Here is a 12,007-nt window from a genome sequence, read left to right on the forward strand (position 1 = left end):
TCTAATCTATTTGATGAATTGATAGTAAAAGCTTAACAAACATTGGTAAAACAGTTTGTTTTTATAACATCAATCGAATATTTGAATTTAAATTAAAAAACAAATGAATAACAATACCTTATAAATAAGGTCTTTTTTTTATTTATCAAGGGAAGTGTGATGAAAACATGAAAATTCACAATTAAATGTGAATTTTCATGTTTATAGTTTCAATAGATATGCTGTTCTATACGCTGTACGCGCTGCTTGATACGCGATGCAGCAGTAAATAAAAATAGACACATTAAAGCAGTAAGCGCCAATGCAAACAACAGTACCCAGCGTACGGCCTGATTCAATCTTTTAGCTTGCAGCGCTTGCTTATTCACACTTTTCGCCATGGGCGTTAGAGATTTTTCAAACAGCTGGTGCTGCAAAGTCCACATTTGCTCAGGCTTAAAACCATAAGAAAAAAAGTTTGGATCATACTGCTCGGCTTGCATTAAAGCCTGTACATGCGGAATTGCAGCGGCTTTATCTGCAGGTTTATGCAGCAGCGCAGTTTGCGCCAGCAAATAGTCTTTAACTGGCTTAGCCATAGGCTCTTGAGCCAAGATTTGAGCAATTTCGCTTTCTTGTATCCGCTGATCATAATGTACCAGCTGCTGATACTCCTTCCCTTGATCTGCACTCGTATCATGCTGCACATAGGTTAAACCGCCCCAAATGAGCAGAAAAGACAGCAGCCAGCCGACAAATTTCAAAACAAAGGACTGAAAGCGCACATAGAAAAAATGTATTTTCTTTAAAATATGTACCGCAATAAAAGCGCCAAAAAATGAACAAAACAGCTTAAGGAACAGCCAGCCAAACCATGCGAATAAACTAAAGAAATAATCTTTCTGCTGGCCTAAAAAAGCAAATGCAGCATCGGCGCTGCTGGGTAAATGCAGCTGCTCCGTATTCAAAGTTAATCCAAAAAATCCATAGACAAAATCTTGCTGTACATACAAGGCTGCAGCAGAACTGGTCATCAGCACTGCTGAAGCAACTCCCAGCAGCATCAAATTCCGCTGACGCGCTTTTAGCATTTTCAGGCCAGACTCCAGCTGCTGAGGCTTGATGGCAAATTCCTCTAATGACACAAAGTGCTCCTCTTATTAAATGCAGATACAATCACCAGTTTTAATTCGGCTTAGTGCTGTTCGACTCAAGCACTAAATGTTTTAAGTCTTCCTGCAATGCCTGCAGCCGTGTTCGGGCTTCATCACGTTTTTGCACGCCCTCTTTCTGTATTTGAATCACATCATTTACAGTTTTAATGAGTGTGTTCTGCACATGTTCAAGCGTTTCTATATCAATCACTGAGCGCTGATTGGCCCGTGCAGTATCTACAGAGTTCTGATGCAGCAAATCAGCATTGCGTTTCAGCAAATCATTGGTTGCATCATCTATCGTATTTGCCAGCTGTACGCTGTTCTTTTGCTCTTGCAGCGAAATCGCCAAACTGATCTGATTTTTCCATGCAGGCAAAGTGATATTTTTAATGGCATAAAATTTATCCACCAGCATCAAATTATTGGACTGAATAATCCGAATCATCGGCAAAGTCTGCATGGCGGACTGCTGCAATATCTGTAAATCACTGATGCGTTTTTCTAAATTATTGGCTAAATGATTCAAGTCATAAATTTGCTGTGTCGTCTGCTGATCTTGCTCCATTGCAGAAAGCTGTGAAATTTTACGCTGTATTTCCTGCTCTTTCAGTTTACCGGCTGCTACATATACAGCCAGCTGCTTATATTTATCCTGTACGCCGCCAAACATTTTCTCTAGCGTATCAACACGCGCTCTTAGCCCATTTTGCGAACTTTCAACCTCATGCACCAGCGCATCAATTTGCTCTTTAGCTGTATTAAAATGCACATCAAAACTTTTCTTTGTGCCTTTAATTTTACTGAAAAGACTGCCTAAGAAGCCGCTGCTTTTCGCTGGATTCAAAATACTGCCCGTATTCAGCTGCTGCGCTGTCTGCACCACTTGCGTCAGTTTTTGCCCAGTAACATCCAAGTCTTTGTTTTGGACTAAATCCAGCAGTTCATCTGTATAGCTGGAAGTTTTCACCGCAATGTTTTTGCCGTATTCAGCAACGGCGCTTTGAGTCAGATCCGCCAGCTCTTTGTGCGCTTCCAAAACCTCATGATAATCTTCAGGCTGCAAACCAATAGTTTTTAAATCCAGCGCCTGGAATGTTTGTTCACTAGGCACTTGATCTTGCACATCTGTCAAAGGCATCTGTTCTTGCTGCGTCATAACACACCTATACTGATCATGCTTTAGAAGAGTTTTCTAAAGATTTTTTTAAAGTTTGAATTAAGCTTTCACGGCTGCTGTCCAGCTTCGCCAATGAAGCAGCAGAAGCACTCTGTTGGCTTTGCTGTACATGATATTTCCAGGCAGGTATAAGCACCTGCTGCGCTTCTTTAAAACGGTCAAGCAATGAAAATGTCAGCTGCTGAGACAGCTGCATCTGTGCAATAGCAATGTCATTGCTGGCTTGTACAGTTCTCAAACTATGCGTCTTCTTTGCCAGACGTTCAGCAAAATGATCCAGCGGATGCTGCTGCGTAAAGCTCGGATACTCATTTAAAAACTCATCTGCAGCACGAATATGCAGCGCCATTTGCTCACGCAAGCCGCTGAGCTGATTAAACCGGGACTGAGACTTTTGAATTTCAACTTGCAGCTGCTGACTCAAACTATGCGTCTGCTCCAGCAAACGGTCTAAATTACGGTAATAAGCAATTTGCTTTGCGCCAAATTCTACATCTATCCCCATCCAGCGCTGTAAAGCATTAAATTTACGATTTCGAATATACTTTTTAGACACCGACAGCTGCCGAATAAGCTCTTCAATATTCTGGCTTAAACGCTGCGTCAGCTTAGGGTCAATTCCCTGCAGCAGCACCGCTTGCGCTTGTACAAGCTGATCCGCAAAATGATTCAGTTTATATTGATCATTCAGCAGCGGAACCAAATCATTGCGCTTGATGGACAGTACATCCGCAGTACTGACTTCAATTTCATGCAAAGGCGCAAGTGCATAAGCTTGAGACATAATGGCATTAAACCCAATAAAATCATTTTTATACAGTTCAATTTATACTACTTCTATATCTCAAACGTTCTTGTAGTTTTTTGCAAATAAAAATGTACTGCATGCCATATTTCAAAATTTTTAATTCAGCTGATGGTTTTATCTGTACATTAGACCGCCCTAAAAACTAGGCTTACCAGACACTTTTGCAAAGACGCTTTTCTAGATTGACTTCAATAAAAAAGCCATCTGAGCAGATGGCTTGATTTTAACTCTAAACACTGGACGCTATACAGAAATCTGTAAATCCTATTAGAGATAATTCCCTTCACGTTCTGGCTGGAAAAGCACTTTCTCAATTGTAACTTTCATAATGTGGCCATCAGGCTGAGGCCACTCTATGCATTGCCCTTCAGCCAGACCCAGAATCGCTGCGCCAATTGGAGCAATAACATTGACTTGTCCCTTTTCGCCCTTGAAGTCATGCGGATAAACCAGCGTGATTTCCACAGACTCTGTCGAAGGCGCAATAGTAATCATTGCTTTTGCATTCATACTGACAACATTAGCAGGAACGTCTTGCGGCTTCACAACCTCAGCTCGCGCCAACTCATCTTCCAAATGCTGCATCGTTGGCGTCAATACCGCCTGATGTTCAAGCATTGTTTCTAAACGCTGTAAATCCTGTTCAGAAATAATAATTTGCGGTTTATTCATAATCAAAGCTCTCCTAAACCTATCGTGATGTCATATTCAAGTTATTATTGCTTTAACACTGTTATAACAGACCTTTATACAAAGCGGTGAACGAATACTTTTTTAGGTCCATAAAAAAAGCTCCCTTGAGGGAGCTTTTCTCAAGTAGAACTTAGTTTGCGTAAACTGGGAATTTAGCGCATACAGTTTCAACCTTAGCTTTTACAGTATTGATCACTGCTTCATCGCCTTTAGCATCTAAGATGTCAGCAATCCAGCCAGCCAAGTCACGTACTTCAGCTTCACCAAAACCGCGAGTTGTCACAGCAGGTGTACCAATACGAATACCAGAAGTGACAAATGGAGAACGTGGATCGTTTGGTACAGAGTTTTTGTTCACAGTAATGTGAGCTGCGCCTAACCAAGCATCTGCTTCTTTACCTGTGATGTCTTGTTTGATTAGAGACAATAAGAACAAGTGGTTTTTCGTACCGCCAGAAACAACGTCATAACCGCGTGCAATAAGCACTTCAGCCATTGCTTGAGCGTTCTTAACAACTTGCTCTTGGTAAGCTTTGTATTCAGGAGCCATTGCTTCTTTAAAGCAAATTGCTTTAGCCGCTACAGCGTGAACCAATGGACCGCCTTGGTTGCCTGGGAATACAGCTGATTGTAATTTTTTCTCAATTTCTTCGTTTGCTTTCGCAAGGATTAAACCTGAACGCGGGCCACGAAGCGTTTTATGCGTAGTCGTTGTTGTAACGTCAGCAATTTGAACTGGGCTTGGGTAAACACCAGCTGCTACTAGACCAGCAACATGCGCCATGTCTACAAATAGGTAAGCGCCAACTTTGTCCGCGATGTCACGGAAACGCTGCCAGTCAACAATTTGGCTGTACGCAGAGAAACCTGCAACGATCATTTTTGGCTTGTGTTCTTCTGCTAGACGTTCAACTTCTTCATAGTCGATTTCGCCAGTTTCAGGGTTTAAACCGTATTGAATTGCATTATATGTTTTGCCAGAGAAGCTAACTTTTGCACCGTGAGTCAAGTGACCGCCGTGAGCAAGGCTCATACCCAAAACTGTATCGCCTGGGTTAAGAAGCGCTAGATATACTGCAGAGTTTGCTTGTGAACCAGCGTGCGGCTGTACGTTTGCGTAGTCAGCGCCGAAAAGCTCTTTAGCACGGTCAATTGCTAACTGTTCAATAACGTCTACATATTCGCATCCGCCGTAGTAGCGTTTGCCTGGGTAGCCTTCTGCATATTTGTTTGTAAGTTTTGAACCTTGAGCTTCCATTACTGCTGGCGAGCAGTAGTTTTCAGAAGCGATAAGCTCAATATGAGCTTCTTGGCGCGCATCTTCTTGAGTGATCGCTTGAGCTAATTCTGGGTCAAATTGAGCAATTGAAATGTTGGCAAACATTAGCGAGGTCCTATGAAATGTAGGGCTTTTAAGCCGTGCTAAGATTGGCGCGTATTGTAGCACGAAGTTTAAAAATCCGAGAGAGTACTTTTCTCAGTTTGTTATTAAATTTTACCCAGTTCAGATAAAATTATATGAATTTTAGTCAAATCAAATAATTGAATTAAAAATAGAGATTTCGTTCTTGGCACTTTTTGCTATTTTATTTATGTACATTTTAGCTTGACACTTAAATTGGCGAATTTACACGATGGAAATGCTTTTTTGCTTGCTTCTAAGTTTTGCATTGAGGTACTTGTTTCGGGGGTACAAAACCCAGCTGCAAAAAAACAAATATCCGCAGATTCACCCAGCCTCTCTCCCAGCAGCAAAAATTGTATTTAAAAAGCATGCATCCATCCGTCAGACAGCAGCCGAATTCGTGAACTGAATGCATTAAGCGCCAATCAAAGCGTATTCTTAAAGCTGCTGAAACAAACTTTTCCAGAATATGATATTGCGATTAAGCAGCTAAAATTTATTATTTTAGATTAAGATAAAATGCCCCGTGCGATTTTTGAATACCATGCCGGCACTCAACCTTTTAAAATGATCGGCACAGAGATGGCCTGCCTCTATTTCTATATAAAGCGCTAATTTCTGCAGAAGAGCTAGAAAAAGACCATTTAGCGATATTTTCAACAACTAAATCCCAATCTTCACAGATTTAAAGCCCTTAAATTTGTCAGCCTACTTCTTCAGATGGTAAATTTAGGTTTATTCATTTTGCTTTTGGATTTAGGCATGCAGGCCATTATTCTTGATACAGAAACACATACTTTAAATGGCCAGCCCATTGAGATTGCTTACGCGCCTATCGAAATTCAAAATGGAAAATTAATTCTAGATAAAAGCAAAGTTTTTGATCAGCTGTATACCGTAGATGAGCCAATTTCATTTGCAGCGATGGCTGTGCATCATATTTTAGAGTCTGACCTTGAAGGCATGCCGCATTACAGCAGTTTCAGCTTGCCCAATGACACGGTTTATATTATTGGCCACAATATTGACTATGACATTCGCGCTTTAGAAAAATGCGGAGTGGACAGCTCTAAAATTAAAGCCATTTGCACCCTTGCTCTAGCCCGCCGCGTCTGGCCAGATGCCGAAGCGCATAACATTTCTGCGCTGATTTATATGATCAGCAAAGGCAGCGCAAAAGCCCGCGAAATGATCCGCAAAGCACACCGTGCTGACATGGATATTATTTTGACTGCTAATATTTTGATGCACATTGTGCACCAGCTGAATATCGGCTCTATGGAGTCTCTATTTGAAGCTTCTGAAGATGCGCGCATTCCCCGCAGCATCAATTTTGGCAAACACCGCGGCACAGCTATTGCTGACTTGCCTGCGGACTATGTTCAATGGCTGCTGCGTCAGGAAGACTTAGACCCTTATTTGCGTAAAGCTCTAGAAAATACTGCAATTACAACACTCTAAAATAGAGTGTTGCAGTCTGGACTGTCATAAAAATGTCATTTCACTGTAATTTTCATATAATAAGATCAGCCTTAATTTATTGGGGGATAAATTAAGGCATGAATCATTTTTATAAAACTGAACTGGGTTTGCACACACTTCAGCATCGAAATATTACGCTGAATGCCAAACAGCGCAGGCTTTTAATTCTTATCGGTTCTGATGATTTCAATGCCATGCGCCATGATCAAAAACAGCGTCTAGCCAATATTGAGTTGCTTCAGCAGCTGCTGGATTTAGGTTTAATCGCACAAATGCAAAATACCGCTATAAAGGCTGTTTCAGAACATAAAAATACACCTCTCGCTCCAGAAACTCATCGTGATCAGCGGCCTGCATCTGTAAGTATTGAATTTAAAGAACTGCAAAACACTGCAGCTGCAGATCATTTAAAAACAGCTCCAGCAAATGAACTGCCAGATTCATATAGCGCACTTGATATAGAGTCATTGCAGCAGCTGATGATTCAGCATTTGCAGCAATACTGCGGACTGATGGCCAAATCACTGATTGAAAAAATTAGCCAAAGCAGCTGCGCCGCTGAACTGAAATCTTGCCAAATGCAATGGATTACACATTTACAGGAATCCCGCATTTCACATATGCAGCTGAATCAGACCCTGCAGCATATCAATTTCAGCCTTAATCATATGCAGCATCGACAATATGCTTAGAGCTTTTTTATTTTAACTCATTCAAAAAAGCGCTTAAATAAAGTTTAAAAGAACACACAATTGTAATTAAGTGCTTGTTTTATAATGAGCATAACAAGTGAGAACTGAATAAAAACTTAATGATTCTAAAAGTATAAGACTATATTTCACTGGTAAAAATAATGGACTTGCCCAATGATGGCGCTGTTATTTCGGAGCTGCAATATGTCTTATTTTTTAGAGTTTGATGCCTTTGATAACCCGATGCAATTAAGCAAAGTGGGCAATTGGGTTATTACTTTTTTAAGCCCTAAAGAAGAGCTGGAAAATATTCAACTGGCTATTACTTATGTTTTGCCCCGTCAAGCAAATGGCGAATTGCAGCCCCGCCGTATTATGATTTGCAAAACCAGCCTTGAAAATACATGGCGCATTGAAACGATTGAGTGCTTTAACAGCGCACAAAATACAGAAGTTAATTTTTCACCTGCAAGCCAAGAAGCACAGCAGATTTTACAAAGCGTACAAAATGAATTTGAACGCTATGATGTCTGTGTCCGCCTGAAGCAGACATCTTAATTACATGACAGCGCATAAAAAAACTCACCCTTAGGTGAGTTTTTTTATTAGGCCTGAATAATTTTATAAATATTGGATGAGTGCTGACTCTCAAACAGCATTTCAATACTTGGCTGAATAATCTCACCATCCACTACAATATGTTCAATATATTTTGTTAGATCTGTTTCTGCAGCCGTTTTTTCGCCTTGTTCCAAAAATGCGCTTAAAACTGCTTTCGCATCAATCACCTGACTGTGCTGATCCTTCACCTTAATATCAATCATTTTTGTCATTTTCTTTATCCTGCTTCTAATAAACTACGTTTTTTATATCACATGCAGAAAAAATCAGGCACTTTGTAAATGTTAGATTTTTTGGCATTGTAAGTTTTTAGTAAACAAATGATATATCAGATAAATACGTAAAATTTTGAAAAACTGTATGACAATTTAACCGAAAAAGTGTACTGACAAGTCAAAATAAGAAAGCCCGCTCAATGGCGGGCTTTATGTTGGAAGGCTAGTGCTGATTGTATTGTTTGATGAATCAAACTCAAAACGAGCTGTCATTGATCCGTCCAACTGCTTCGTAGCGTCTACTTAACCACTTCGACCTACTGTAGTTTCAATATATGCCTGCTGCCTCCTGCTGGCAAGCAGCCGTGACATTTCCACACATTTGTACAAATAAACACCAATTGCTTTCTTTTCATTTTAAGAGAACAATTACTTGCCAATTTTTTACTATAATAAATACGCAGACTTTGCTGCTGTCTTATCTATTGATATCTCTTTCTGGATTTAACCATGTTATCCAAACTTATTTTAAGTGATCTTTACCGCTACTGCGGCAGCACCAGCATCAAGTCATTTATAAAAAACTATTTGTTTAACCGCGGTTTTAATTTCAGTGTCTGGCTGCGGCTTGCAAGCCCGCAATCACCTTGGCGGAAAATTGCCTACCCTATTTTTTATTATAAGAAAAAGAAATACAGCATCGACATTCACTGCTCAACTCAAATTGGCTATGGTTTATATATCGGTCACGGCGGTCCTTTAGTTGTCAATCCCACAACCATTATTGGCAACAATGTTAATTTGTCTCAATTCACAACTATCGGCGCAAATGGCGGCAAACAAGCGGCGATGATTGGCGACAATGTTTATATTGGCCCCAGTGTCTGCATCATTGATGATGTAAAAATTGGCAATAACGCAACGATTGGCGCCGGCAGCGTAGTCACAAAAGACATTCCTGAAAATGCCACTGCTGTCGGAAACTATGCAAAAGTCATTCACTTCAATAATGCTGGAACATCCGTTAATCGGCGCTGGCCAGTTGCGTGATCAGTTTTAATTCAGTTTTGCTGTATCAACTTATCATTAAAAAACGATATGAAAACCTGCATAAAGTGAATTACAGCGAACCATTTCAATGATGCTGCCTCACAATACTATTCAATAGGCTGGAAAAATTGATGGCAGGCTGGCTATGCAAATCTGCCTTGAACGCAATACCGAGTCCAATCGTCGCGGTCTTATTCTTCAGGTATTTATATTTAATCCCTTCAATTTTGAGCTGTTGGGTAGACTCAGGCACCAAAGAAATGCCCAAATTTGCCGCAACCAACGATAAAATTGAAACAATCTGAGGGGCTTGCTGTCCAATTTTAGGCGTAAAACCATGCTGTTGGCAGCTATTTAAAATCGCGGCATACAGCCCTGCACTCACCTCTGGTGGAGAGACAATGAAGCTCTCATACTTAAATTCTGCCAAATCTATCACCTCATCTTCTGCGGGATATTGAATCGGCAAGGCAGCAATCAATTTTTCATCGATCAAATTCCGAATCGTAATGGCTTTAGGATACTGCGCAGGCGGCCGCACAATCGCAATGTCTAATTCATTATTCAATAAACTCTCAATCAAAATCAAAGAATTGGCTTCTTTTAATACCAAATTCACCTGAGGATATTGCTGTTGAAATGCTTGAATGGCTGTCGGAATTAAAGAGTTTAAAATTGAGGTGCCTGTAAAGCCAAGCCGCAGTTCTCCCAACTCGCCATTGGCCGTACTTTGGGTCAATTTCACCGCATTTTTCAGTTGGTTCTGAACAGGCAAAACCATTTTAAGAAAAGTTTCCCCTGCTGGTGTCAGAGCTACACCATGCGAATAGCGATAAAAAAGTTCTACACCGATTTCTCTTTCCAATTTTTTAATTTGCATACTCAACGGCGGCTGACTTATGCCAAGACGCAAAGCTGCTTTAGAGAAACTTTGCTCTTCCGCGATAGCAATAAAATATTGAATATTGCGCAGCTCCATATATTAAATCTATACCATTATTGATTTATATATATTATACATATATGCGTGCAGTTCTTAAAATACAGCTTCTCTCCATTTTAAATCCGCCAAATTATGAAACTGAGCTCTTCACTAGAAGCAGATTGGTCTACCCCTCAGCAGCCGATTCCACAGACCATCAGCCAAGGTACAGTTGAATATAAAAGAGCGGGCATGGCGCTGTTTTTGTTGGGCTTTGCCAGTTTTTCACTGATCTATTGCGTACAGCCATTACTGCCCAATTTAAGTCAGAGTTTCCATATTGCACCCAGTGCAAGCGCGCTAGCACTGTCGTTAACTACAGGCTTTTTGGCCATGTCGATCGTGCTATCTAGTGCCTTTTCACAAACATTGGGCAGAAAAGGCCTCATGTTTTTCTCTATGCTTTTGGCTTCTATACTCAATGTGGTATGCGCGGTTTCACCGAGCTGGCATGTGCTCATGGTTTCAAGAAGCTTAGAAGGTTTTGTCCTAGGCGGAGTTCCCGCTGTTGCCATGGCTTGGATTGCAGAAGAAATTAGTCCAAAAAACTTAAGTAAAACCATGGGACTGTATATTGCAGGCACAGCATTTGGCGGCATGATGGGACGTGTTGGCATGGGCATTTTGACCGAGTTTTTCTCATGGCGTATTTCCATGGCCATTCTCGGCGGCATCTGCCTGTTCTGCGCGTTTGGTTTTTTGAAACTCTTACCCAATTCACGAAATTTCATTGCCCAGCAAGGTCTCTCTTTTAAGTTCCATCTTCATGCATGGTATGTACACTTAAGCCATACACGGCTGCTAAAAATCTATGGGATTGGCTTTTTACTCACCAGTGTATTTGTCACGCTGTTTAACTATGTGACCTTCAGGCTCTTTGCAGCACCCTATCATTTAAGCCAAACCCAGATTAGCCTGATCTTTTTATCTTATAGTTTGGGTATTATTTCCTCTTCGATTGCAGGCCATATTGCAGACCGAATAGGCAAAAAACAGGTAATGATTTTGGGCTTTTTGTGCATGCTCTTAGGTGTGCTGCTTACCCTTTCTGCCTCGTTATTTTTGATTATTCTTGGTATTGGCTGTGTGACCACCGGCTTTTTTATTGCCCATGCCATTGCCAGCAGTCGTGTTGGAGAACTCGCGACATCCAATAAAGGTCATGCCACTTCCTTGTATCTGCTTTTTTATTATTTGGGCTCAAGCATTGTGGGTGCGTATGGCGGAAATATCTGGCAAAGCCATGGCTGGAATGGCATCGTTATCTTAAATATTTTTCTGATTCTAATTGCACTCATCGTTATTTTTTCAATAAAACCGCTTCGTTCTCCATCTGTTACCCATTAGGAATATTTACACCATGCAGCAACACTTATTTGTCTACGGCACCTTAGGCCCCAATAAACCCAATGCTCATATTTTAGAAGCGATTGGCGGCACATGGAGCAAAGGCTCTGTGAAAGGTTTGCTTAAGGAAGCAGGTTGGGGAGCAGAAATTGGCTTTCCTGGGCTAATGCTGAGCCCAGATGGACCAGCTGTTGATGGATATATATTTAGTTCAGAGCAATTAGATACGCTGTGGAACAGCTTGGATGAATTTGAAGGAAGTGAATATCAGCGTGTTTTCACTGAAGTTACTTTAGATAATGGGCAAATACAACAGGCCTATGTCTATGCGTTAAACTCAAATACATAAACAGCATGACATCATATCGTTAGCGTATAAATGTTGCGCATGCATCGGAA

The 12,007-nt window shown here is 40.8% G+C and carries 13 protein-coding genes; 6 read left to right on the top strand and 7 right to left on the bottom strand.

Annotated elements, in window-relative coordinates; translation table 11 throughout:
• Positions 1–209 precede the first annotated feature (209 nt).
• The 5 genes from D7V32_RS12515 to glyA all read right to left on the bottom strand — a co-directional run bounded on the left by D7V32_RS12515 (position 210) and on the right by glyA (position 5,198).
• On the bottom strand, positions 210–1,070 hold the full coding sequence (locus D7V32_RS12515; RefSeq protein ID WP_120403234.1) for a hypothetical protein: 861 nt from the start codon (positions 1,068–1,070) through the stop codon (positions 210–212).
• Positions 1,071–1,164: 94 nt separating this feature from the next.
• Positions 1,165–2,292, bottom strand: a complete 1,128-nt coding sequence (locus D7V32_RS12520) for a toxic anion resistance protein (protein WP_120403194.1) — start codon at positions 2,290–2,292, stop codon at positions 1,165–1,167.
• 16 nt (positions 2,293–2,308) lie between these two features.
• The gene (locus tag D7V32_RS12525) at positions 2,309–3,097 is read right to left on the bottom strand and encodes a tellurium resistance protein (RefSeq protein ID WP_120403195.1); all 789 of its coding nucleotides are present in this window, start codon (positions 3,095–3,097) and stop codon (positions 2,309–2,311) included.
• Between the two features lie 291 nt (positions 3,098–3,388).
• A complete protein-coding gene (gene rnk / locus D7V32_RS12530) occupies positions 3,389–3,793 on the bottom strand; it encodes a nucleoside diphosphate kinase regulator (protein ID WP_120403196.1) in 405 nt (134 codons plus the stop codon).
• Positions 3,794–3,944: 151 nt separating this feature from the next.
• A complete protein-coding gene (gene glyA, locus D7V32_RS12535) occupies positions 3,945–5,198 on the bottom strand; it encodes a serine hydroxymethyltransferase (protein WP_120403197.1) in 1,254 nt (417 codons plus the stop codon).
• 783 nt (positions 5,199–5,981) lie between these two features.
• Here glyA and D7V32_RS12545 point away from each other — a divergent pair.
• The 3 genes from D7V32_RS12545 to D7V32_RS12555 all read left to right on the top strand — a co-directional run bounded on the left by D7V32_RS12545 (position 5,982) and on the right by D7V32_RS12555 (position 7,951).
• Positions 5,982–6,680 (top strand): DUF3820 family protein, encoded by a 699-nt coding sequence (locus tag D7V32_RS12545; protein ID WP_120403235.1) that lies wholly within the window; start codon positions 5,982–5,984, stop codon positions 6,678–6,680.
• Positions 6,681–6,778: 98 nt separating this feature from the next.
• Positions 6,779–7,393: a hypothetical protein gene (locus tag D7V32_RS12550; protein WP_120403199.1), complete on the top strand. Its 615-nt coding sequence runs from the start codon at positions 6,779–6,781 to the stop codon at positions 7,391–7,393.
• A 204-nt stretch (positions 7,394–7,597) separates the two neighbouring features.
• A complete protein-coding gene (locus D7V32_RS12555) occupies positions 7,598–7,951 on the top strand; it encodes a hypothetical protein (RefSeq protein WP_120403236.1) in 354 nt (117 codons plus the stop codon).
• 47 nt (positions 7,952–7,998) lie between these two features.
• Here the strand turns inward: D7V32_RS12555 and D7V32_RS12560 are convergent, their stop codons facing one another.
• Positions 7,999–8,226 carry a hypothetical protein gene (locus D7V32_RS12560; RefSeq protein WP_120403200.1) on the bottom strand — a complete coding sequence of 76 codons (228 nt, stop codon included), beginning with the start codon at positions 8,224–8,226 and terminating at the stop codon, positions 7,999–8,001.
• A 513-nt stretch (positions 8,227–8,739) separates the two neighbouring features.
• Between D7V32_RS12560 and D7V32_RS12565 the strand changes: the two genes are divergently transcribed.
• Positions 8,740–9,279 carry a serine O-acetyltransferase gene (locus D7V32_RS12565; protein ID WP_120403201.1) on the top strand — a complete coding sequence of 180 codons (540 nt, stop codon included), beginning with the start codon at positions 8,740–8,742 and terminating at the stop codon, positions 9,277–9,279.
• An 85-nt stretch (positions 9,280–9,364) separates the two neighbouring features.
• Here D7V32_RS12565 and D7V32_RS12570 read toward each other — a convergent pair whose 3' ends face one another.
• Positions 9,365–10,258: a LysR family transcriptional regulator gene (locus tag D7V32_RS12570; protein WP_120403202.1), complete on the bottom strand. Its 894-nt coding sequence runs from the start codon at positions 10,256–10,258 to the stop codon at positions 9,365–9,367.
• A 96-nt stretch (positions 10,259–10,354) separates the two neighbouring features.
• On the opposite strand from D7V32_RS12570, the gene D7V32_RS12575 reads away from it, so the two are divergent.
• Both D7V32_RS12575 and D7V32_RS12580 read left to right on the top strand, forming a co-directional pair.
• Positions 10,355–11,608 (top strand): MFS transporter, encoded by a 1,254-nt coding sequence (locus D7V32_RS12575; protein ID WP_120403203.1) that lies wholly within the window; start codon positions 10,355–10,357, stop codon positions 11,606–11,608.
• Positions 11,609–11,621: 13 nt separating this feature from the next.
• Entirely contained in the window at positions 11,622–11,957 is a 336-nt protein-coding gene (locus tag D7V32_RS12580; protein WP_120403204.1) for a gamma-glutamylcyclotransferase family protein, read from the top strand.
• The last annotated feature ends 50 nt before the right edge of the window (positions 11,958–12,007 follow it).

The organism is Acinetobacter tianfuensis (assembly GCF_003611465.1).
GTDB classification, from domain to species: domain Bacteria; phylum Pseudomonadota; class Gammaproteobacteria; order Pseudomonadales; family Moraxellaceae; genus Acinetobacter; species Acinetobacter tianfuensis.